18 protein-coding genes and 1 tRNA gene are annotated in these 21,808 nt (G+C 60.1%); 9 read left to right on the top strand and 10 right to left on the bottom strand.

Annotated elements, in window-relative coordinates:
• Window positions 1-825, top strand: a complete 825-nt coding sequence (locus FHT77_RS07680) for a transglutaminase family protein (protein WP_183753994.1) — start codon at window positions 1-3, stop codon at window positions 823-825.
• Window positions 826-891: 66 nt separating this feature from the next.
• Here the strand turns inward: FHT77_RS07680 and FHT77_RS07675 are convergent, their stop codons facing one another.
• From FHT77_RS07675 to chvE, 5 genes are all read right to left on the bottom strand, one after another.
• The gene (locus tag FHT77_RS07675; protein WP_183753991.1) at window positions 892-2,325 is read right to left on the bottom strand and encodes an aldehyde dehydrogenase family protein; all 1,434 of its coding nucleotides are present in this window, start codon (window positions 2,323-2,325) and stop codon (window positions 892-894) included.
• Window positions 2,326-2,398: 73 nt separating this feature from the next.
• Window positions 2,399-3,394 (bottom strand): AraD1 family protein, encoded by a 996-nt coding sequence (araD1, locus tag FHT77_RS07670; RefSeq protein WP_183754751.1) that lies wholly within the window; start codon window positions 3,392-3,394, stop codon window positions 2,399-2,401.
• 112 nt (window positions 3,395-3,506) lie between these two features.
• Window positions 3,507-4,715: a multiple monosaccharide ABC transporter permease gene (gene mmsB / locus FHT77_RS07665; RefSeq protein ID WP_114713454.1), complete on the bottom strand. Its 1,209-nt coding sequence runs from the start codon at window positions 4,713-4,715 to the stop codon at window positions 3,507-3,509.
• A complete protein-coding gene (gene mmsA / locus FHT77_RS07660; protein WP_183753989.1) occupies window positions 4,712-6,250 on the bottom strand; it encodes a multiple monosaccharide ABC transporter ATP-binding protein in 1,539 nt (512 codons plus the stop codon). The genes mmsB and mmsA overlap by 4 nt, the downstream gene beginning before the upstream one ends.
• A gap of 99 nt (window positions 6,251-6,349) precedes the next feature.
• Entirely contained in the window at window positions 6,350-7,414 is a 1,065-nt protein-coding gene (gene chvE, locus FHT77_RS07655; protein ID WP_016554829.1) for a multiple monosaccharide ABC transporter substrate-binding protein, read from the bottom strand.
• A 273-nt stretch (window positions 7,415-7,687) separates the two neighbouring features.
• Here chvE and FHT77_RS07650 point away from each other — a divergent pair, with 273 nt between their 5' ends.
• Window positions 7,688-8,695, top strand: coding sequence for a LysR family transcriptional regulator (locus FHT77_RS07650; RefSeq protein WP_183753987.1), 1,008 nt, complete (start codon window positions 7,688-7,690; stop codon window positions 8,693-8,695).
• 54 nt (window positions 8,696-8,749) lie between these two features.
• Window positions 8,750-9,232, top strand: a complete 483-nt coding sequence (locus tag FHT77_RS07645) for a hypothetical protein (RefSeq protein ID WP_183753985.1) — start codon at window positions 8,750-8,752, stop codon at window positions 9,230-9,232.
• On the opposite strand, the gene FHT77_RS07640 is transcribed toward FHT77_RS07645, so the two are convergent.
• Window positions 9,233-9,496 (bottom strand): hypothetical protein, encoded by a 264-nt coding sequence (locus FHT77_RS07640; protein ID WP_183753983.1) that lies wholly within the window; start codon window positions 9,494-9,496, stop codon window positions 9,233-9,235.
• A gap of 154 nt (window positions 9,497-9,650) precedes the next feature.
• On the opposite strand from FHT77_RS07640, the gene iolG reads away from it, so the two are divergent.
• On the top strand, window positions 9,651-10,643 hold the full coding sequence (iolG, locus tag FHT77_RS07635; protein WP_183753981.1) for an inositol 2-dehydrogenase: 993 nt from the start codon (window positions 9,651-9,653) through the stop codon (window positions 10,641-10,643).
• Between the two features lie 92 nt (window positions 10,644-10,735).
• Here the strand turns inward: iolG and FHT77_RS07630 are convergent, their stop codons facing one another.
• A complete protein-coding gene (locus tag FHT77_RS07630) occupies window positions 10,736-11,959 on the bottom strand; it encodes an ROK family protein (RefSeq protein WP_183753979.1) in 1,224 nt (407 codons plus the stop codon).
• Window positions 11,960-12,187: 228 nt separating this feature from the next.
• Between FHT77_RS07630 and xylF the strand changes: the two genes are divergently transcribed.
• From xylF to FHT77_RS07610, 4 genes are all read left to right on the top strand, one after another.
• Window positions 12,188-13,228: a D-xylose ABC transporter substrate-binding protein gene (gene xylF, locus FHT77_RS07625; protein ID WP_016554835.1), complete on the top strand. Its 1,041-nt coding sequence runs from the start codon at window positions 12,188-12,190 to the stop codon at window positions 13,226-13,228.
• A 254-nt stretch (window positions 13,229-13,482) separates the two neighbouring features.
• A complete protein-coding gene (locus tag FHT77_RS07620; protein WP_183753977.1) occupies window positions 13,483-14,793 on the top strand; it encodes a sugar ABC transporter permease in 1,311 nt (436 codons plus the stop codon).
• Between the two features lie 14 nt (window positions 14,794-14,807).
• The gene (locus tag FHT77_RS07615) at window positions 14,808-15,590 is read left to right on the top strand and encodes an ATP-binding cassette domain-containing protein (protein ID WP_016554837.1); all 783 of its coding nucleotides are present in this window, start codon (window positions 14,808-14,810) and stop codon (window positions 15,588-15,590) included.
• Window positions 15,591-15,708: 118 nt separating this feature from the next.
• A tRNA-Arg gene (locus FHT77_RS07610) sits at window positions 15,709-15,785 on the top strand.
• A 165-nt stretch (window positions 15,786-15,950) separates the two neighbouring features.
• Here FHT77_RS07610 and FHT77_RS07605 read toward each other — a convergent pair.
• Window positions 15,951-17,144 carry a succinylglutamate desuccinylase/aspartoacylase family protein gene (locus FHT77_RS07605; RefSeq protein WP_183754750.1) on the bottom strand — a complete coding sequence of 398 codons (1,194 nt, stop codon included), beginning with the start codon at window positions 17,142-17,144 and terminating at the stop codon, window positions 15,951-15,953.
• A 328-nt stretch (window positions 17,145-17,472) separates the two neighbouring features.
• On the opposite strand from FHT77_RS07605, the gene FHT77_RS07600 reads away from it, so the two are divergent.
• Complete coding sequence (locus FHT77_RS07600; RefSeq protein ID WP_183753975.1) at window positions 17,473-17,766, top strand: hypothetical protein; 294 nt, start codon at window positions 17,473-17,475, stop codon at window positions 17,764-17,766.
• Window positions 17,767-17,822: 56 nt separating this feature from the next.
• Here the strand turns inward: FHT77_RS07600 and FHT77_RS07595 are convergent, their stop codons facing one another.
• Window positions 17,823-19,142 carry a glucoamylase family protein gene (locus FHT77_RS07595; RefSeq protein ID WP_183753973.1) on the bottom strand — a complete coding sequence of 440 codons (1,320 nt, stop codon included), beginning with the start codon at window positions 19,140-19,142 and terminating at the stop codon, window positions 17,823-17,825.
• 158 nt (window positions 19,143-19,300) lie between these two features.
• Window positions 19,301-21,748 carry a phosphoketolase gene (locus FHT77_RS07590; RefSeq protein ID WP_183753971.1) on the bottom strand — a complete coding sequence of 816 codons (2,448 nt, stop codon included), beginning with the start codon at window positions 21,746-21,748 and terminating at the stop codon, window positions 19,301-19,303.
• Window positions 21,749-21,808 lie beyond the last annotated feature (60 nt).

Below are 21,808 nucleotides of genomic sequence, written 5' to 3'. Positions count from 1 at the left end.
ATGAAGCTTAAGATCAGCCACGTCACGGAATACCATTATGAGGAACCGTCGGTCTTCTCGCTACAGCGGCTGCGGCTAACACCGCCGACGGTGACAGGACAAACGATCCTCAACTGGTCGCTGCATGTCGAGGGTGCCAAGCCGGAGGTCGAGTATGACGATCAGTTCGGCAACCACATCAACCTTGTCTCGCTCGAAGGCGAGCAGCAGGCGACACGGATCGTCGCCGAGGGCGAGGTCGAAACGGAAGATCGAAATGGTGTCCTTGGCCCTCACAGCGGCTTCTGCCCGCTGTGGCTTTTCCTGCGGGAGACGCCAAGGACGAAACCAGGAAAGCTGATCAAGGAGCTGACCAAAAACGTCAGCGGCGACAACGAGCTGGCACGCATGCACGCGCTGATGTCCGGCATCCACGAAATGGTGGCATACCGACCCGGCACCAGCGATACCGAAACGACAGCGGAGCAAGCGCTGGAGAAAAAGAGTGGTGTCTGCCAGGATCACGCCCATATCTTCGTCGCAGCCGCGCGGAGCCTTGGGGTGCCGGCTCGCTACGTCTCCGGCTATCTGATGATGGAAGAGAAGGTGGAGCAGGCTGCAACCCACGCATGGGGCGAGGCGCATGTGGCCGGCCTCGGCTGGGTAGGCTTCGATCCCGCCAACAACATCTGCCCCGATGCACGCTATGTGCGCGTCGCCTCCGGTCTCTGCTACCGCGATGCCGCCCCCGTTTCGGGCATGCGCATCGGCACGCCGGGGGAGAAACTCTCGGTCGTCGTCAAGGTAGAGGATCGGGGACAGATGCAGAGCCAGAGCCAGAGCTGATCGGCTCACATCGGCAGGGTAAAGAATGCGAGCCGCCGATGGCGGCTCGCATCGTCCTTGCAATCACTAGGCCAGCGTATAAGCGGTCTTGACCGACGTATAGAATTCGGCCGCGTACTTGCCCTGCTCGCGCGGGCCATAGGACGATCCCTTGCGGCCGCCGAACGGGACGTGGAAATCCACACCCGCCGTCGGCAGGTTGACCATAACCATGCCGGCTTCGGAATTGCGCTTGAAATGCGTTGCATGCTTCAGGCTTGTCGTGGCGATACCGGCTGACAGGCCAAACGGCGTGTCGTTCGCCGTTGCCAGTGCCTCTTCGTAGTCCTTGACGCGGATCAACGAGACGACGGGTCCGAAGATCTCCTCACGGCTGATGCGCATCTGGTTGGTCGCTTCCGTAAATAGCGTCGGCTGCAGGTAGAAGCCAGGCGTTTCGCGGGTGATGAGTTCACCGCCGAAGGCAAGCTTGGCGCCTTCCTTCCTGCCGATCTCGATATAATCGGTATCGGTCTTCAGCTGCTTTTCATCGACGACAGGGCCGATATGCGTGCCCGTCTTCATTGCGTTGTCGACGACCAGCGTCTTCAGCTTTTCCGTCAGCGCCGCGACGAACTTGTCGTGGATGCCTTCGGTGACGATCAGGCGCGAGGACGCCGTGCAGCGCTGGCCGGTGGAGAAGAAGCCCGAGTTGGCGGCAGCTTCGACGGCGACGGTGAGGTCCGCGTCATCGAGAACCACCATCGGGTTCTTGCCGCCCATTTCCAGCTGGAACTTGCGGTTATGCTCGATCGAGGCGCTCGCGACGCGTCGGCCGGTGCCGGTGGAACCTGTAAAGGTAATGCCGGTGACGTCGGGGCTGTCAAGCATCGCCTGGCCGACCACCGAGCCCTTGCCCATGACGAGGTTCAAGACGCCCTTCGGCAGGCCGGCGCGATGCAGGATGTCGACGATCGCCCAGGAGCAGCCCGGAACAAGTTCGGCCGGCTTGAAGACGATGGTGTTGCCGTAGCACAGCGCCGGTGCGATCTTCCAGGCCGGGATCGCGATCGGGAAGTTCCAAGGCGTGATGATACCGATGACGCCGAGCGGATCACGGGTGATCTCGACGCCGATGTTTGGCCGAACCGACGGGATAACCTCGCCGGCAAGCCGCAGCGCCTCGCCCGCAAAGAATTCGAAGATCTGCGAGGCGCGGATGGTCTCGCCGATCGCTTCCGGAAGCGTCTTGCCCTCTTCGCGGGCAAGCAACGCCCCAAGCTCGTCCTTACGAGCCATGATCTCGTCGCCAGCCTTCTTCAGGATGACGTGGCGTTCCCAGATGCCGGAACGCGACCAGGCAGGAAACGCTGCCTTGGCGGCTGCGATAGCATTTCTGGTGTCTTCAGCGGTGCCGTCAGCATAGAGGCCGACAACCTCGTTGGTGTCAGACGGATTGATGTTCTTGGTCGCGTCCGAGCCGACCCATTCGCCGGCGATGAGATTTTGATAGATGGTCATGGCCGATGAGGCCTCCTTTACCGTTTCTTGAAAAACGGTCCGGCCGCCGAAGCGGCGGCCGGGCCTTGCGAAATCAGAGCTGCTTGACAGCAATCTCTTCTTCGGCGGCAATCTTCAGAGGGTTGCGCAGCGGCAGGCCGAACTCGGCGACTTCTATTTCGAAGACATCGCCCTCTTCCGCCTTGATGCCTTCAGCGAAGGACAGCGTCGCGGTGCCGAACATGTGGACGTGAACGTCGCCGGGCACACGGAACAGGCCGTACTTGAAGTGGTGGTATTCGAGGTTCGCGAAGGTGTGCGACATGTTCGCCTCGCCCGACAGGAAGGGCTTCTCGAAGATCACCTTGTCACCACGCTTGATGCGCGAGGTGCCGCGGATGTCGTCCGGCGCGGCGCCGATGCGGATTTCCGGGCCGAAGCTTGCCGGGCGCAGTTTGGAGTGCGCGAGGTAGAGATAGTTGATCCGCTCGGTGACGTGGTCGGAGAACTCGTTCGACAGCGCAAAACCGATCCGGAAAGGCGTGCCATCTTCAGCGATGACATAGATGCCGGCCATCTCAGGTTCTTCGCCACCGTCGAGCGCAAAGGACGGGGAAACGAGCGGAGTGCCAGGAGCAGCCGAACCGTAGCCGTTGCCCTTGTAGAACCACTCAGGCTGCACGCCCTTCTCGCCGGCTTTCGGCTTGCCGTTCTCTAGACCCATCTTGAACATCTTCATCGAGTCGGTGAGCGCTTCTTCAGCCGCCTCGGAGGTCTTCTTGTGCATGGAGTCACGCGTTGCAGCCGAGCCCAGATGCGTCAGACCGGTGCCCGTCAGGTGCAGATGCGCAGCGTCAGGATGCGTCATCGGCGGCAGGAACTTGCCTTCGGCGTAGGCCTTTTCGAGATCGACGGCGTCACCAAGGCCATGCGCCTCGATCACCTGCAGCAGCGACTTGCCGCCATTCGCGGCTTCCATGGCCAGCGCATAGACGCTGCCGGCGTTCTTGACCGCTTTCGCGGTACCGCCCGGCTCGCGCACGGCGACGATGATCTCTCCGTTCGAACCCTTGATCTGCGAAATGAGCACGGTCTTCATCCTTTTTTCGATTGCGCGGAAAATGCTCCGCCAATCCGGCTCCCTGAAGGCGCCGGATTGGTAAGTTCACATGACTGCGAATGCCTGGGCAGCGCCGAAGCGCTTAGCCCTTGTTCTTGTTGTAAACGTCGAAGAATACGGCAGCGAGGAGCACCAATCCCTTGACCATCTGCTGGAAGTCGATGCCGAGGCCGACGATCGACATGCCGTTGTTCATGACGCCCATGATGAACGCGCCGATGACGGCACCGGTGATCTTGCCAACGCCGCCGGATGCCGAAGCACCGCCGATGAAGCAGGCTGCGATAACGTCCAGCTCGAAGCCGACGCCCGCCTTCGGCGTTGCCGAGTTCAGGCGGGCCGCGATGATCATGCCGGCGAGACCGGCCAGAACGCCCATGTTGACGAAGGTGAAGAAGCTCAGGCGCTCGGTGTTGATGCCCGAAAGCTTGGTGGCCTTTTCATTGCCGCCCATGGCGTATATACGGCGACCGATCGTGGTGCGGCGCGTCACGAAGGCGTAGGCCGCGATCAGCACGAGCATGACGACGAGAACGTTCGGCAGGCCCTTGTAGCTGGACAGCTGATAGCCGAGGAACAGGATCGCCAGCGAAAGAATGAGGTTCTGACCGATGAAGAAGCTCATCGGCTCCACATCGATGCCATGGCTCTCGTTGACCTTGCGGCGACGCCAGGCGAGATAAAAGAGCACGACAGTTCCAAGAACGGTCAGGACTAGCGACGTCGAATGCAGCGGAATTCCGCCGATATCGATCATGTCGCCCGGCAGGAAGCCCGTCGAGATGACCTGGAAATCCTTCGGGAACGGGCCGATGTTCTTGCCGCCGAGAACGAACAGCGTCAGGCCACGGAAGACGAGCATGCCGGCGAGCGTGACGATGAAGGCCGGAATCCGGTGATACGCGATCCAGTAGCCCTGCGCGGCGCCGATGGCGCCACCGATGATCAGGCAGAGAATGCCCGCAAGCACGAAGTTCATCTGCCAGTTGACGGTCATGATAGCCGCCACCGCGCCGACGAAGGCGACGATGGAGCCGACCGACAGATCGATATGCCCCGCCACGATGACGAGCAGCATGCCGAGCGCCATGATGACGATAAACGAGTTCTGCAGAACAAGGTTCGTCAGGTTGACCGGCTTGAACAGGATGCCGCCCGTATAGAACTGGAAGAACACCATGATCGCGACAAGCGCGATGAGCATGCCGTACTCACGGATGTTACCGCGGATGTAGTCCGCAACGGAAACGACGTTGCTCTCTTCGGTGGCGGAAGGATTGACCGGGGTCATTGTTTCTTCTCCCCTGAGCGCATAATAGCGCGCATGATGGTTTCTTGGCTCGCCTCTCCCTTTGGCAGTTCCGCAACGATACGCCCTTCATTCATGACGTAGATGCGGTCGCACGTGCCAAGGAGCTCCGGCATTTCCGATGAGATCATCAGAACGCCTTTGCCATCGGCGGCGAGCTGGTTGATGATAGTATAGATTTCGTATTTTGCACCGACATCGATACCGCGAGTGGGCTCGTCGAGGATCAAAACGTCGGGATCGGAAAACAGCCACTTCGACAGCACGACCTTTTGCTGGTTGCCGCCCGAAAGATTGACCGCCTCCTGGAAGATGCTGGAGCTGCGGATGCGAAGCTTCGAGCGATAATCCGACGCGATCTTGGATTCCTTGATGGTGTCGATGACCGTACCGCTCGATACGCCAGCCAGATTGGCAAGCGTCGTGTTGTGCACGATGTTTTCGCCGAGCACGAGACCGAGATGCTTGCGATCCTCGGTTACGTAGGCGAGGCCGGCATCGATCGCCCTGCGAACGGTGCTGACATCTACGGACTTGCCGTGCATAAAGACGTCGCCGTGGATCTTGTGCCCGTAGGACTTGCCGAACAGGCTCATGGCGAATTCAGTGCGTCCGGCGCCCATCAATCCCGCGATGCCGACCACCTCGCCCTTGCGGACGGTGACGTTGATGTTGTGGAGGACCTGGCGGTCACGGTGATGCTGGTGGTAAGCGTTCCAGTTCTTCACCTCGAGGATCGTCTCGCCGATCGGCACGGAGCGCGGCGGATAACGATCGGCGAGCTCGCGACCCACCATGTTCTTGATGATGATGTCTTCGCTGATCTCTTCGGTCTGACAGTCGAGTGTCTTGACCGTCATGCCGTCGCGCAGAACCGTGATCTGGTCGGCGACCTTGCGCACTTCGTTGAGCTTGTGCGTGATGATGATCGACGTCAGGCCCTGGTTGCGGAATTCGATGAGGAGCTCGAGCAGCGCATCGGAATCCTTTTCGTTGAGCGACGCTGTCGGCTCATCAAGGATGAGCAGCTTCACGCTCTTCGAAAGCGCCTTGGCGATTTCGACAAGCTGCTGCTTGCCGACGCCGATGTCGGTAACAAGCGTTTCCGGCGACTCCTTGAGGCCGACCTTGCTCAGCAGCTCTTTCGTGCGCTTGAAGGCTTCCTGCCACTTGATGATGCCGTTCTGGGCGACTTCGTTGCCGAGGAAGATGTTTTCGGCGATCGACAGGAGCGGCACGAGCGCCAGCTCCTGGTGAATGATGACGATGCCGATTTCCTCGGAGTCCTTGAGCGCCTTGAAATGACGGACGTCGCCTTCATAAACGATGTCACCGTCGTAGGTTCCGGCCGGGTACACGCCGGAGAGAACTTTCATCAGGGTCGACTTTCCGGCCCCGTTTTCACCCACCAATGCGTGGATTTCACCTTGCCGAACCTTGAGGTTCACATTCTCAAGCGCCTTCACGCCTGGGAACGTCTTGGTGATGTTCCGCATTTCGAGGATTGTATTGTCCATGGTCAAAATCCAGCGCCAGCAGCCGAAAGGGGCGCGGCGATCATAAAATTGAAGACCGGAACCCGCAAGCAGCAGGTTCCGGCCAACGTGGTACAATTATTACTTCAGCTGGTCAGCCTTGTAGTAACCGCCTTCGACGAGAATCTTCTCGTAGTTGGTCTTGTCTACTGCGACCGGGGTCAGCAGGTAGGACGGAACGACCTTGACGCCGTTGTCGTAGGTCTTCGTGTCGTTGACTTCAGGCTCTTTGCCTTCCATCAGAGCGTTGACCATGCCGACGGTAACCTTTGCGAGGTCACGGGTGTCCTTGAAGATCGTGGAGTGCTGCTCGCCAGCGATGATCGACTTGACCGACGGAACTTCAGCGTCCTGGCCGGAAACGACCGGGAGCGGCTGATCGCCAGAGCCGTAGCCGACGCCCTTCAGCGACGAGATGATGCCGATGGACAGACCGTCGTAAGGCGACAGAACTGCATTGACCTTCGCGTCGGTGTAGTTAGCCGAGAGCAGGTTGTCCATACGAGCCTGGGCCGTTGCCGGATCCCAACGCAGCGTACCGACCTTGTCCATGCCGGTCTGGCCAGACTTTACGACGAGCTTGCCGCTGTCGATGTAAGGCTGCAGAACGGACATTGCGCCGTCATAGAAGAAGAAGGCGTTGTTGTCGTCCGGCGAACCGCCGAAGAGTTCGATGTTGAACGGGCCCTTGCCATCCTTGAGGCCGAGGGCGTCAACGATAGAAGTTGCCTGCAGAACGCCAACCTTGAAGTTGTCGAACGTCGCGTAGTAGTCGACGTTGCCCGAGTCGCGGATCAGACGGTCATAAGCGATGACCTTGATGCCTGCGTCGTGAGCCTTCTGGAGCACGTCGGAAAGCGTCGTGCCGTCGATAGCGGCGATGACGAGAACCTTGACGCCCTTGGTGACCATGTTCTCAATCTGAGACAGCTGGTTCGGAATGTCGTCGTCAGCGTACTGCAGATCGGTGCTGTAGCCAGCGTCCTGGAGCTGCTTGACGATGTTGTTACCGTCATCGATCCAGCGAGCGGACGACTTCGTGGGCATTGCAATGCCGACAGTCCCCTTGTCGGCTGCCATAGCCGGCATTACGAACGAAGCGACGCCAAAGGCCGCCGCTGCCATCAACGAGATAATGGATTTCATATCTCTCTCTCCCTTAGTTAATAAACGCACGGACGAAAAATCGCCCGCCCCGAAACTGTGGCAGGTTCCGTCTTGGATAATACTTCAGATGGTGAGAAACGAAGTAGGTCTCCTCCACGCTCTCACACGTGTTGAGTGCCAACCAGCACACGGCGGCAAACTGGTATGGATTCCTATAACTGTCAAATAGAATAACTGGCAAAGTGCATAACAATTTTGGTATATCGTTAAAAAGTATTACTTTTGATGGAACACGGTTGGGAGGCCGCAACCATGACGATTATTTCGGACCCGCAGACGCATGCCCATGTGGACATTCACACGGATATTTTCGGTGATGACGCCCTTCTGAGATCGGGGCTTAAACTGAATCACCTGCGGATGATCGTCGCAATCGAAGATAGCGGTCAAATTTCAGCCGCGGCCGAAGCGCTGAACATTTCGCAGCCGGCCGCCTCGCGAATCCTGTCGGAAATGGAGTCGATCGTGAAGACGCCGCTCTATGAGCGCGTAGCGCGTGGTGTGGTTCTGACGACCTTCGGACAGGCGCTCGCACGGCGCGCGCGAAAGATCATGCTGGAACTGCGCGAAGCTGGCCGCGAAATTGCAGAATTGAAGACGGGCAAGGGCGGCGCGGTCTTCATCGGCGCGGTTACGGCGCCAGCCATGAGCCTTGTCGTGCCGGCGATCAAGCGTGTCAGAACGGCTCTCCCCGGCATCGAGGTGACTATCCAGGTCGAAACGAGCAACGTGCTGGCGCGGGAGCTGCTCGCCGCCCGGCACGACTTCATCATCAGCCGTATTCCTGACGACCTCAATCCGCGCTTGTTCCAGGTGCAAGAGATCGGCGTGGAGAAGGCCTGCCTGATCGTCCGGGGCGGTCATCCGCTGCTCAAGAAGAAGGTGGCGTCCCTCGATGACCTCCCGCGCTATGATTGGGTCTTCCAGCCTGCAGGTACTTTGCTGCGCCGGACGATCGAGGACCTGTTCCTGGCGCGCGGTGTGTCGCTGCCGGAAAATATCGTCAACACCTCGTCGCTGCTGCTTACCTGCGCGACAGTTTGCCAGACCGATGCAATCGCACCTATCGCGCTCGACGTGGCACAGTTCCTGGCGTCCCACAAATCAAAGGCTTCGGATGTCCGGGTGCTGCCGATCGACTTCGACATCAACGTCAGGCCGTACAGCCTGATCACAGTGAAGGAGCGCGCCCTGCCCCCGAGTGCACGGCTGCTTTATGATCTGGTGCTGGCCGAGAGCAAAAACGTCGCCGCCGCGTGACAAGCTCGGCACCACCTTGCTCGGGTCTAATGCGCGCCTCCAAGGGAGGCAATCATGCTGTTTGGCCAATCCGTGTTCCAGTCCGTCCTCGACCGCCTGAAGGCGGAGGACGATGAGGCAGCCGAGCAGGATGCACCCACCGCCCGTGTGAGCGGTCTCAACACCGGTCTTGCCTTCGATGTCATGGAAGGGGTCTCGGCCCAGTCAAACAGGGCCGATCAGGCGTACGTGGAGACAATGGGATTTGCCCCACCGGAGACTGCGCCTGAGTCCTCACCCGTATCCCCGACCTCGCCTCAGCCAGAGCCAGACCCTGTGATGCCAGATCACCTCACGCGCGTAGCGCCAGAGGATATCGCTGCAGAACTGGATATTTCCATGCGCGATACAGCTCACGGCCTCAGCGAAAAGCGTCGTGCCTTTGCCAAGAAGAACCACCCCGATCGTGTTCATCCGCTATTCCGCGAGAACGCCACCAAGCGGATGACGACCGCGAATTTGCTGATCGACCAGGCGCTGCGGCGCCTCGGTCGCTGACTAGTCAGCGTCCTTCTTGTCTTCTCGATCTTCTTTTTCTTCCTCGTCATCGGAAGGTGCCGGCGTGACGCTCTCTGCCGCTTGCGGTTTGTAGCTCCAGAACAGCATATAGGCGGCATAGACGCCCGCACCGCCTGATAGAACCGCCCAGAACGGATCACCGGTGATGATCTCGACCAGTGCCCAGCCGAAGCAAACGGTCACGATCAGGACGCGAGCCCAGAGCGGGCGATAGGCCGGATGGTTCGGATCTATAAGCTGCATAATTGTCCCGCGCCGTATTTCGATCACATGTCTTTAGGATGGATTCTGAAAATGTGAAAGGGCGCCGGGCTTGACGCGGCAACCATTAAATGGAATGAAAATTCCACATGCATCACAATTCGGTTTATTTGTTCCGAATCCAAGGGAGGTTCTCATGACAGTCAGATTTGGTCTTCTCGGCGCCGGCCGCATCGGCAAGGTTCATGCGAAGGCCGTCAGCGGCGATGCCAATGCCAAACTCGTTGCTGTCGCCGACGCATTCCCGCAGGCGGCCGAAGCCATCGCCTCGGCGTATGGCTGCGAGGTCCGCACGATCGAGGCGATCGAAGCCGCCAAGGATATCGACGCCGTCGTCATCTGCACCCCGACCGATACTCACGCCGACCTGATCGAGCGTTTCGCCCGCGCCGGCAAGGCCATCTTCTGCGAAAAGCCGATCGATCTCGACGTTGCCCGCGTCAAGGCGTGCATCAAGGTCGTCGACGAGACCAAGGGCAAGCTGATGGTCGGTTTCAATCGCCGCTTCGACCCGCACTTCATGGCCGTTCGCAAGACGATCGACGACGGCCGAATCGGCGACGTTGAAATGGTCACGATCACCTCGCGCGATCCGGGCGCCCCACCGGTTGATTACATCAAGCGTTCGGGCGGCATCTTCCGCGACATGACGATCCACGATTTCGACATGGCCCGATTCCTGCTCGGCGAAGAGCCGGTTGCCGTCAGCGCCACCGCCGCTGTCCTTGTCGACAAGGCGATCGGCGAAGCCGGGGACTACGACAGCGTTTCGGTGATCCTGCAGACCAAGTCCGGCAAGCAGGCGATCATCTCCAACTCCCGCCGCGCCACGTATGGCTACGACCAGCGCATCGAAGTGCATGGCTCCAAAGGCATGGTATCCGCCGAAAATCAGCGCCCTGTTTCGATCGAAGTTGCCAACGGCGACGGCTACACCCGCCCGCCGCTGCATGACTTCTTCATGACCCGCTACACCGAAGCCTACGCCAACGAGATCGCTAGCTTCATCGCGGCGATCGAAAAGGGTGCGACGATCGCGCCGTCGGGTGCCGATGGTCTCGCTGCTCTGGCGCTGGCAGATGCTGCCGTGCAGTCCGTCAAGGAAGGCAAGCTCATCAAGATTGGCTGACGGCCCTCTCCCGACCGAAAGCCACCTGTGAAATGGCCGGGTCCCTGCCCGGCCATTTCTCGTTTTACGCCTATTTCGCCCTGGCCGCATGGCTAGTCGGCCCCCTGAATACCCGACAGAACCAACTCCTGATCGATCACCGACAATGCCCGGTCGAGATGCCCCTCGAAGACAAGGATCGATTCGTCAGGCGCAACGCGAATCTCGGGCATTCCTTCCATCCGCACGATATGCGCCTGGCCAAGTCCATCCTCGATGCCCTGACGCAACAGATCATAGTAACGCGTTCCTGGACCCGTGATTGCGATCGGCATGCGCTCCGTCAGGCTAAGCAGACGTGAAAGTCCGTTTCCGAGCGCGATGCCGGCCTGCCTGAACGCAAAGGCAGACATGCGATGCCCGTGGCGCGCTTGCGCTGCGATCTTATCGAGCTCGGCTACAGGCACGAACTTCGCCGGAATGGTATCGAGCGGCACCTCGAAGGCCATACGCAGAATGGCGTAGAAGCCAGCATAGGCCTCGATGCATCCCCTGCTGCCGCAGCGACAGAGGCCACCATTCGCCATGTGTAGCATATGTCCGAAATTCGGCGCCGAGATTTCCCGCTCGCCCTGCCCCGTGCGCCGGACGATGCCAAGGCCGATGCTGTGTCCGAGCGACAATGCGGCAAGAGCACGAAAATCTGTCGGCCTCGTATTTTCCTCATGCGCACCGAGCGCCGCTGCAACAAGCTGCGTCTCATTGCCGAGAAGGATCCTGGCTTGCCAATCTGGCCGCAACGCTGATTCGAAGTCGATCTGATTGCTGCCGAAAATCGGCGACCAAACCAGCACCGGTTCTGTGGGATGCACGAGCCCCTTGCTACTAATCGATATCAGCAGCACTTTTTCCCGGGGAAGCTTTGAGCGTGAAAGAATGCGCGCGAGCCCATCCCTAACGGAGGCGACAAACCGCTCGGCGCCTGCGGGATCATGCGACCTTTCCTCGCTGAATCGGTCGATGAGCTTGCCGGCGTAGTCGACCAACGAGTACTGCACGCCATCCGACGAAATGATCACAACGACAAGGTAGCCGCAGTCGCGTCGCTGCCGAAACATGACGCGCGGGCGCCCCCGTCCGCTCGCTGCCTGATGCTCGGATTTCTCGATGATCTGCGCCTTCTCCAGATCGGCAGTGATCGCCGAAACCGTGGCGGAGGACAGCTTCGTAGAGTCGGCGATTTCAGTGTGGGCGAGCGCTCCATGCCTTCGAAGCGCGGCGAGCACGAGGACGCTATTTCTCTGCCGGACCAACTCCGTGCTCGACTTGGTCAGCATATATGCCGGCCCTCTCCCCCTCGCATTCCGCCCTCGTTCACACTGTATCCCCGACAGGTTTTCCCTAACGAAAATTCCGTCGGTAGTGCAGTGTTGACAGTTGAAAAAATCTCTGACACTAAATTTCTCGACTGTCGAGAAAATAATTCGAAGCTTCTCGTCAGCGAACCGCGGCGGCCGGAGGAACCACTGGCTGGGGCTGGCCGCTATTCACTCGGGAGGATATTTATGAAGTCTGTTTTGAAGCTGATGGCCGGCGCGGCCATCCTGGTGTCGGTGCATACCGCCGCAATGGCTGCCGACCTCGTCGTCGGTGTTTCCTGGTCGAATTTCCAGGAAGAGCGTTGGAAGACCGACGAAGCCGCCATCAAGAAAGCCCTCGAAGCCAAGGGCGCAAAGTACATTTCTGCTGATGCACAGTCGTCTGCCGCAAAGCAGCTCACCGACGTTGAATCGCTGATCTCGCAGGGCGCGAACGCACTCATCGTTCTAGCTCAGGATAGTGACGCGATCGGCCCTGCCATCGAAAAGGCTGCCGCTGAAGGCATTCCGGTCGTCGGCTACGACCGCCTGATCGAAAACCCGGCTGCCTTCTACATCACTTTCGACAACAAGGAAGTCGGCCGCCTGCAGGCTGAAGGCGTGTTCAAGGTCAAGCCTGAAGGCAACTACGTCTTCATCAAGGGCTCTTCGTCCGACCCGAACGCGGACTTCCTGTTCGCCGGCCAGATGGAAGTCCTGAAGGCCGCTGTTGACGCGGGCAAGATCAAGAACGTCGGCGAAGCCTACACCGACGGCTGGCTGCCGCAGAACGCTCAGCGCAACATGGAACAGTTCCTGACCGCCAACAACAACAAGGTCGACGCGGTTGTTGCTTCCAACGACGGCACCGCCGGCGGCGCAGTGGCTGCTCTCGACGCACAGGGCATGGCTGGCACCGTTCCGGTTTCCGGCCAGGACGCCGACAAGGCTGCTCTGAACCGCATTGCGCTCGGCACGCAGACGGTTTCCGTCTGGAAGGACAGCCGCGAACTCGGCAAGCGCGCTGCTGAAATCGCGCTCGACCTCGCTGGCGGCAAGACGATGGACAAGATCGAGGGCGTAACTTCCTTCGAAGGCGGTCCGAAGAAGGTGAAGATGCAGTCGATCTTCCTGAAGCCGGAAGCAATCACCAAAGACAACCTGAACGTCGTCATCGACGCCGGCTGGATCTCCAAGGCTGAAGCTTGCCAGGGCGTCAAGGCTGGCACCGTCAAGGCTTGCGACTAATCCTCGCCAGCTAAACCAACATGCCGGCGCCGCAGCGGTCACGCTGCGGCGCCGGACGCGGATGGAGCCGTCCACGAACGCTCCCCGCCTCGCAACGCACCGCGAACGCTTTGATTCCCTGCCGGAACAATGCCGCCCCTTGAGCGGCCGCTTCGGAAGTCTCTCGGTGGTCGATTAGAAGAACAGGGCACCTCGGCAAGGGCTTTCGGGCGCCCGCGCCAAAAAGCTCAAACAGTGGGGGAAACGGCAAACCCATGGCAAACATCACGCAATCCTCATCGGGCCATCCGCGCTCGGCGGAGGGTAACGCTTTCACGCGCTTCCTGCGCGCAACCGAGATCGACACGCGCCTGCTCGGCATGGTCGCCGCGCTGCTGGTCATCTGGATCGGCTTCCATCTCTACACCGGCGGGCTCTTCCTGACGCCGCGCAACCTCTGGAACCTCTCGGTCCAGACCACCGAGATCGCGGTTCTCGCGACCGGCATGGTGCTCGTCATCGTCACCCGCAACATCGACCTGTCGATCGGCTCGATGCTTGGCCTCGTCGCCATGATCATGGGCGTCGTCCAGGCGAAATTCCTGCCGCAATATCTCGGCTTCGACAATTCCTGGACCTGGCTGATCACGCTGGTCTGTGGCCTGATCGCCGGAACGCTGATCGGCCTCTTCCAGGGCGTCATCATCGCCTTCCTGGGCGTCCCCTCCTTCATCGTCACGCTCGGCGGCTTCCTCGCCTGGCGCGGTCTTGCCTGGTACGTCACATCGGGCCAGACGGTCGCTCCGCTCGATACCACATTCCGGATCATGGGCGGCGGTGCTGAAGGTGCCGTCGGCGCGACCTGGAGCTGGATCATCGGGCTTGTCGCCTGCGTGCTGATTATCGTCGGCATCATCGGCTCGCGCCACCAGCGCAAGCGCTTCAACTTCCCGCGCCGGCCGCTCTGGGCCGAATATTTCCTGGCCGTCCTCGGCTGTGCGCTGGTGCTCGGCGCCATCTGGGTCTCGACCATCTATTACTGGCCGGTGGCGATCGCCAAGAAATACGCCGAGGCCAACGGTATCGCCTGGCCGGAAACCGGCCTGTTCATCTCCTACGGCATCGCTGTGCCGGTCCTGATCGCCGTCCTCGTCGGCATCGTCATGACCTTCATCGCCACCCGCCTGCGCTTCGGCCGCTATGTCTTCGCGATCGGCGGCAACCCTGAAGCGGCAGAACTCGCCGGCATCAAGACCCGCTGGGTCGCGGTCCGCATCTTCGCGCTGATGGGCTTCCTGGCAGCCGTTGCCGCGGCGATCTCGACCGCCCGCCTCAACGCCGCCGCCAACTCGCAGGGGACGACCTACGAGCTTTACACGATCGCGGCAGCCGTCATCGGCGGCACCTCGCTTGCCGGCGGCACCGGCACGATCGCCGGCGCCATGCTTGGCGCGCTGGTCATGCAATCGCTGCAGTCGGGCATGGGTCTCGCAAACGTCGATACCCCCATACAAAATGTCGTCGTGGGCGCCGTGCTGGTCGTTGCCGTCTGGCTCGACACCGTCTATCGCTCGCGGTCGAAGTAAGAGGAGTCCTAGATATGACTGATCAACGCGCTCCCCTTGTGGAACTGAAAAACATCTCGATCTCCTTCGGCGGCATCCACGCCGTGGACAATGCTTCGGTCGATCTCTACCCCGGCGAAGTCGTCGCCCTTCTCGGCCACAACGGCGCCGGTAAGTCGACGCTCATCAAGATCCTCTCCGGCGCCTACAAGCGCGACAGCGGCGAGATCCTGATCAACGGCGAACCGGCCGACATCCGCAATCCGCGCGATGCCAAGAAGTACGGCATCGAGACGATCTACCAGACGCTTGCCGTCGCCGATAATGTCGACGCCGCCGCCAACCTCTATCTCGGCCGCGAGATCCGCACCAAGTGGGGCACCCTCGACGACGTCGCCATGGAAGCCTCGACTCGCGAAGTGATGGGTCGTCTCAACCCCAACTTCCGCCGCTTCAAGGAGCCGGTGAAGGCACTCTCAGGCGGCCAACGGCAATCGGTGGCGATCGCCCGCGCGATCCTCTTCAATGCCCGCATCCTGATCATGGACGAGCCGACGGCTGCCCTTGGCCCACAGGAAACGGCGCAGGTTGGCGAGCTGATCAAGCAGCTGAAGAAGGAAGGCATCGGCATCTTCCTGATCAGCCACGACATCCACGACGTCTTCGACCTCGCCGACCGCGTCTCGGTGATGAAGAACGGCCAGGTCGTCGGCCATGCACGCACCGAGGACGTGACCAAGGACGAAGTCCTCGGCATGATCATCCTCGGCAAGGTCCCGCCAAAGGCCATCCCCGGCCCCGGCGCCATGCAGGTCTGACAACAATCGGTGCGCCGTTTGTAAGAACGGCGCACTTTTCAATTTTGGAGATTGATGCTGGCGAGAAGCTAGGCTAAGAACCACGCATCGGACAGGCGATTCAAACCGCCTCAGGCATGCACCCGTAGCTCAGCTGGATAGAGTGTTGGATTCCGATTCCAAAGGTCACAGGTTCGAATCCTGTCGGGTGCGCCAATCAGCCCTATATCGCCAGTCTCCTCATCATTCCAGATCAAAGTCCACTCAGGCCACGTTTTTGAGCGGACAATAACACTGCCGCTCTCGCCCCTTTAACCGCTGGACATCCGGCGGCAACGGCATGATCCGCTAAGGCATTGAAAGAATAGGTCTTACGGTGGTTTACTCGGGATAAGACTCAACGCCCTCCAGCGCCGCTTTGTGGAAGAGGATGAACACCAGCGGATTGCCCGGCTCGGACATGGCGTCGCTGCGCTGGCCCGTCACCTCTCCGGCCACGCCGCTTGTATACTCCGCGACCACCTCGCCGAAGCTGTTGCGCTGAATGGCGACCTTCTGTCCGGGTTCGACCTTGTCGTTGAGCTTGACCAAATGCTCGACGATACCGCCCTGGGTTGCCAGGATCGGGAACGCACTGTTGCCGATGAATACATTCACGTCCTTGGCCGTCCGGCCCATAGGCCCGCCAACGATGCCATAATGCTTGAGAACATTCATCGTGCCTTCCACGAACAGCGAGATCATCTCGAGGTCCAGAATGCGAGCAGCGCCAATCTCCGGCGTGAAGGACGGGATGCCCACGTCCATGAATGCGTTGTGCAGAACACCGGGATAGACATGGTTGTCGAAGATCTGGCCGACGGGATAGAGCTCCAGCATTGCCTTGACCTCGGGCACATCCATGCCGCCAATATTGAATGCGGTGACTTCGAAACCGGTTGTTCCGGTGTGAAAGTCGATCGCGAAGTCGGCGTTCGGCCGCAGCAACCGGTTGAACAGCAGCCCCGCGTGTCGGCTGGGCGCCGTGGCGCCGTTCTCATTCCCGGGCCATTCCCGGTTCATATCGATCAAATCTATGCCTCTGCCCTGATTGGGCCATCTGCGCTGCATGCTTTCAATGGCCGGGCGCGCCACGTCGGTGACTGCCATCACTGTGCCCGACATCTGCGCGGGATCGAGCTGGTTCATCACCGTCTGGACAGTATGAATGTTACTCATTTCGTCGCCATGCACACCGCTGGTCAGAACGCCGCGCTTGCCGGGCTTTGCCCCCTTTGCGACCGTCACGGATACGTTCCAGTGCTGCCCCGTTGGCATCTGCGCCCCCTGAAAATACAAGAGGTGCTTTTGCCCCGGCTCCAAGTCATCGACGTCGAGCGCACTGACGACCTTTTTTCCATCGATAACATCGCCGGTATAGACAGTCCCCGACGCGGCACGGGCAGCAGGCGCCGCTGCCTCCTGGGCACTCGCGGTACGTGCGCTCACAGCTAGGGCAGCCGACGCGCCAACCGTGGCAATAGATGCGATTAGGAGATCACGGCGATCAATGCCTGTGTTCGATTTGTCCGACATGATGGGGGCCCTTTGTGATTTGAAAAATTGCAATAGAACAACGGCATGCACATCGGTCGCGAGAATCCCGCGCGATTTCAACTAGGGTACGCTGCTGCACTGGCAAGGTTGCACAATTTCCGCAAAACTCTGACGACCTCGCAAACCTGCGTGTCGCTCGACAATTCCGGAGGTAGTACACAAAGCCGGCCTCCCGACAGCCGCCAGAACGGCCTCTTTCCTGTCTCCCGCATAGGCGTTCTTTCGGCGCAACACCAAAATATCGAGTCGACTGCGAGTTTGACTTCCGACATTGTAGTATTGCTGCAGTTCAAGCGGGATGCATGTCATGTCGTACTCGCAAACGTTCCCAGTCTATGCCTCCGTGCTCATGACGGGCATTGTCGCGCCGCTATTCGCATTGTCTGCGGCCGAAACGGCCGCGATAAAATCGTCTCGGGCCCCGTCGATATCGATCCTCGTGACGGCGAGCCTGGACCAGAGGGAGTTGTCGGCACCCGGCAGGTCAATCGACTGGTGGCTGCGGGACGATATCGTGCATACGTCGGAGGCCACGGACGCTGCAAAGAGCGTGTTCAACCGAAATTGGCTGAAGGACGATCAGCTCCGCGGCTCCCATTGAACTGATCCACTGACGATCCGTTCGAGATCGAACTGCAGAGTTCGCCGTGCGCCCTCCTAGAGCCAGCCACCGTCGAAGCCCGCCCGGCGCAATCCGCGGACGATCGGCTCGCAATCGCGCATCAGCTTCCACAGGAAGCCGGTGCGGTAATTTTCGATCATCAGGGCCACCGGCCCCTGATCGATGCCGAAATGGTAGGGGCTGATCCACCACCCTGTGGGACTGCTCGGGTCCTTGAAGCTCTGATTGAAGGATGGCTTGAATCCGTAAAGCCGCCTCATCCCCAGCTGCATGCCCTTGAAATTGCGAACGGTTGGAATGACGATCTCGGGTGCGAAAGGCAGAGACGCCACGACGACCCAGGGGGCTACCGTCCCGTCATCAGGCCCGAACGGTGCGCCGCGCGCTATGTAATCGAAGAACTCCCGGCGATATCCGCCAGTTTCCAGGGTTCGCCAGCCGGGACCATCACAGGCGGTAAAGCCCCAGCAGTGCTCGCCATAGCCCTCGAATTGCATCGGATTTCGGATCGCATATTCCTGCTGCACAAAGGTAGCCTGGCGGCTGTTCTGGAAATAGTCACTGCCGTGCTCGCGCATGAATTCGTCGCGGATGTCGCGGAAATCGATCCACATATGTGAAAGCTGATGCGTAAAGAGTGGGCCCGAATAGAGCAGTTCACGCCCGAAGATGTTCCGCCACTCGTAGCTCTCCGTGTAGGCCGCGTAGCTTTCCGGGGGCAGCGGGTGCGTTGGTGACCCGAGCCCCAGTATGTAGAGAAGCAGCCCCTCGTCGTAGCCACGCCAGCGATAGGGAATGAAGCCGTTTTCCGGTCGCCAGCCATGGGTCAGCGTCGGGCCATGGTCACGCGCCCAGTTCCAGTCCGCCCGCTCGTAGAGCGCCGCCGCAAGCTCCCTGATCTTCGCCTCGTCAGCCGTGTCCCGATCGAAATAGGTTGCGGCCGTTAGCGCACCGGCGAACAGAAACGCCGAGTCGATGGTCGACAATTCGCACTGCCAGACCCGCCGCCCCGTCTCGATGTCAAGGAAATGATAGAAGAAGCCCTTGTAGCCCAACGCATCCGATTCAGGGCCTTGATGGCATCGCATCAAGAAATGCAGCCGTCGTCGGGCGATCTTGGCGGCAAACTCGCGGATGATGATGTCGCACTCCACCAGGACCGGAATGGTAGCAAGCGCCATGCCAATGGCGGCAATACTTGCTGGTGCGCCGTCTTGGGTCTTGTCGCGCACCAACCCGTTGTCCGGGTTGGTGCAATGCAGGTAATAGAGCAACGTCGTGAACTGCAATCGCTCGAAGTCCTCGTCGCTCGGAGGGGCATCCGGATTTGGCGCGGTCAAAGGCACCTCGACCATGGCTTCACCTATTAAAAAGCTTCGCGCTCCATTTTCTGGCAGTGCCGCATGCTGCCAAATCCAAGTCACTGCCTGAGCGTCGCCCGCAGTGACCTGGATATCGTGGGCTTATCGCAGCCTGCCCGTCCGAGCTCCCCCAGATATGCAGGCTGGACGGCTCATGTATTGTCGCCTTCCGTCGACGTCCTTCGCGCTCCGGAAGACTGGCCCCGCACACCCCATTTCCAGCCGCTGATTTCGGGCATGTCATCGCCATGCTTCTGGATGTATTGCCGGTGTTCGATCAGCTTTTCGCGGATTGCCTGCTTGAAGTAGGCGGCACTGGCGCCAAGCTGCGGCAGTCGATCGATGACGTCCTCAACCAGATGGAAGCGGTCGAGCTCGTTCAGGACGACCATGTCGAAGGGCGTCGTGGTGGTCCCCTCCTCCTTGTACCCCCGCACATGCAGATTGTCGTGGTTGGTGCGCCGGTAGGTCAGGCGATGAATCAGCCAGGGATATCCATGGAACGCGAAGATGACCGGCTTGTCCTTGGTGAAGAACGCATCGAAATCACGATCGGACAGGCCATGCGGATGCTCGCTCGACGGCTGCAGCTTCATGAGATTGACGACATTGATGACGCGGACCTTCAGATCCGGCAAATGCTCCCGGAGCAACTGCACCGCGGCCAGCGTTTCCAGCGTCGGAACGTCGCCGCAGCATGCCATGACGACATCGGGCTCGCTGCCCTTGTCGGAGCTGGCCCATTCCCAGATACCAAGGCCTTCCGCGCAATGCTTGATCGCCTCATCCATCGTCAGCCACTGCGGTGAAGGCTGCTTGCCGGCAACGACGACATTCACGTAGTTGCGGCTGCGCAGGCAGTGGTCAGTGACGGAAAGCAGCGTGTTGGCGTCCGCCGGCAGATAAACGCGGATCACTTCGGCTTTCTTGTTGACCACATGGTCGATGAAACCGGGATCCTGGTGGCTGAAGCCATTGTGATCCTGGCGCCAGACATGCGAGCTCAGGAAGTAGTTGAGAGACGCGATCGGCCGCCGCCACGGAATCTCGTTGCAGACCTTCAACCACTTGGCGTGCTGGTTGAACATCGAGTCGATGATGTGGATGAACGCTTCGTAGCAGGAGAAGAAGCCGTGCCGTCCGGTCAGGAGGTAGCCTTCCAGCCAGCCCTGGCACTGATGCTCGCTCAACACCTCCATGACGCGCCCGTCGGGCGACAGATGATCGTCCTCAGGGTAGATCTCCGCCATGTAGCAGCGGTCCGTAACCTCAAGCACGTCCTGCCAGCGGTTGGAGTTGTTCTCGTCAGGGCTGAATAGCCGGAAGTTCTTGCTGTTCAGGTTCAGCTTCATGACGTCGCGCAGGAATTTACCCATGACTCGCGCGGATTCGGTCGTGGTCGCGCCGGGGCTCGGCACCGAGACGGCGTAGTCGCGGAAGTCGGGCATCTTCAGATCACGCAGCAGCAGCCCACCGTTTGCGTGCAGGTTGTCGCTCATCCGGCGATGACCCGTCGGCGCCAACGCAGCGAATTCTGCCCGCAGCTTGCCGCCCTCGTCGAAGAGTTCCTCTGGCTTGTAGGTATTCATCCAGTGCTGCAGGATCTCGATGTGCTCGGGCTTGTCCATTTCGCCCATCGGGACCTGGTGGGCCCTCCAGTAACCCTCGCACTTCTTGCCATCGATTTCGCTCGGGCAGGTCCAGCCTTTCGGCGTCCGGAAAACGATCATCGGCCATGCCGGACGTGTCAGATTGCCTTTCTCGCGCGCCTCCGCCCAGATCCGTTTGATCTCTGCGACGGCTGTATCCATGGCGGCAGCCAATTGCTGCTGCACCTTGTCGGGCTCATGTCCTTCGACGAACAGCGGCGCATAGCCCATCCCTTCGAAGAACTTCCTCAGTTCGGGTTCGGGAATGCGCGCCAGGAAGCACGGGTTGGCGATCTTGTAGCCGTTGAGGTGCAGGATCGGCAGCACACATCCATCGCGGGCCGGATTGAGAAACTTGTTGCCGTGCCATCCCGTGGCGAGCGGGCCGGTTTCCGCCTCGCCGTCGCCGACGACACAAGCGACAATCAGGTCGGGATTGTCGAAGGCCGCGCCGTAGGCGTGGCTCAGAGCATAGCCCAGTTCGCCACCCTCGTGGATGCTTCCAGGCGTTTCGGGAGCGACATGGCTCGGAATTCCGCCAGGGAAGCTGAACTGCTTGAACAGAGCCTTCATCCCTTCGGCGTCCTCGCCGATATTCGGGTAGACCTTGCTGTAGGTCCCTTCGAGGTAGGCGTGTGCAACAAGTGACGGTCCACCATGGCCGGGACCGATCACGTAGATCATGTTGAGGTCGTCGCGCTTGATCACGCGGTTCAAATGCACGTAGAGCATGTTCAAGCCCGGCGTCGTGCCCCAGTGGCCCAGCAGCCGTGGCTTGATGTGCTCACGCTTGAGCGGCTCTTTCAGGAGCGGATTGTCGAGCAGATAAATCTGTCCGACCGAAAGATAGTTCGATGCGCGCCAGTAGGCGTCCATCAAGCGCAGTTCGTCGGCTCCCAGCGGAGTGGCTTTTGCCTGATAATCGTCGGTTGAAAGAGCGGCATTCGTCATCGTCAGCCTCCTATCGACTTTCTCGTCGTCTCGGTTTTCGTGCCGCCACCGTTTGGACGG

The sequence above is a fragment of the Rhizobium sp. BK181 genome, from assembly GCF_014193305.1.
Lineage (GTDB): Bacteria > Pseudomonadota > Alphaproteobacteria > Rhizobiales > Rhizobiaceae > Rhizobium.
This window is presented reverse-complemented; position numbering and strand designations above follow the sequence as displayed.

Bases quoted from the DNA above. Each gene is read 5' to 3' on its own strand.
- chvE (WP_016554829.1), bottom strand. From the start codon at position 7,414: ATGAAATCCATTATCTCGTTGATGGCAGCGGCGGCCTTTGGCGTCGCT.
- FHT77_RS07600 (WP_183753975.1), top strand. From the start codon at position 17,473: ATGTCGTACTCGCAAACGTTCCCAGTCTATGCCTCCGTGCTCATGACG.
- FHT77_RS07645 (WP_183753985.1), top strand. From the start codon at position 8,750: ATGCTGTTTGGCCAATCCGTGTTCCAGTCCGTCCTCGACCGCCTGAAG.
- FHT77_RS07630 (WP_183753979.1), bottom strand. From the start codon at position 11,959: ATGCTGACCAAGTCGAGCACGGAGTTGGTCCGGCAGAGAAATAGCGTC.
- FHT77_RS07620 (WP_183753977.1), top strand. From the start codon at position 13,483: ATGGCAAACATCACGCAATCCTCATCGGGCCATCCGCGCTCGGCGGAG.
- FHT77_RS07605 (WP_183754750.1), bottom strand. From the start codon at position 17,144: ATGTCGGACAAATCGAACACAGGCATTGATCGCCGTGATCTCCTAATC.
- mmsA (WP_183753989.1), bottom strand. From the start codon at position 6,250: ATGGACAATACAATCCTCGAAATGCGGAACATCACCAAGACGTTCCCA.
- FHT77_RS07675 (WP_183753991.1), bottom strand. From the start codon at position 2,325: ATGACCATCTATCAAAATCTCATCGCCGGCGAATGGGTCGGCTCGGAC.
- FHT77_RS07680 (WP_183753994.1), top strand. From the start codon at position 1: ATGAAGCTTAAGATCAGCCACGTCACGGAATACCATTATGAGGAACCG.
- xylF (WP_016554835.1), top strand. From the start codon at position 12,188: ATGAAGTCTGTTTTGAAGCTGATGGCCGGCGCGGCCATCCTGGTGTCG.
- mmsB (WP_114713454.1), bottom strand. From the start codon at position 4,715: ATGACCCCGGTCAATCCTTCCGCCACCGAAGAGAGCAACGTCGTTTCC.
- FHT77_RS07650 (WP_183753987.1), top strand. From the start codon at position 7,688: ATGACGATTATTTCGGACCCGCAGACGCATGCCCATGTGGACATTCAC.
- FHT77_RS07615 (WP_016554837.1), top strand. From the start codon at position 14,808: ATGACTGATCAACGCGCTCCCCTTGTGGAACTGAAAAACATCTCGATC.
- iolG (WP_183753981.1), top strand. From the start codon at position 9,651: ATGACAGTCAGATTTGGTCTTCTCGGCGCCGGCCGCATCGGCAAGGTT.
- FHT77_RS07640 (WP_183753983.1), bottom strand. From the start codon at position 9,496: ATGCAGCTTATAGATCCGAACCATCCGGCCTATCGCCCGCTCTGGGCT.
- FHT77_RS07590 (WP_183753971.1), bottom strand. From the start codon at position 21,748: ATGACGAATGCCGCTCTTTCAACCGACGATTATCAGGCAAAAGCCACT.
- FHT77_RS07595 (WP_183753973.1), bottom strand. From the start codon at position 19,142: ATGGTCGAGGTGCCTTTGACCGCGCCAAATCCGGATGCCCCTCCGAGC.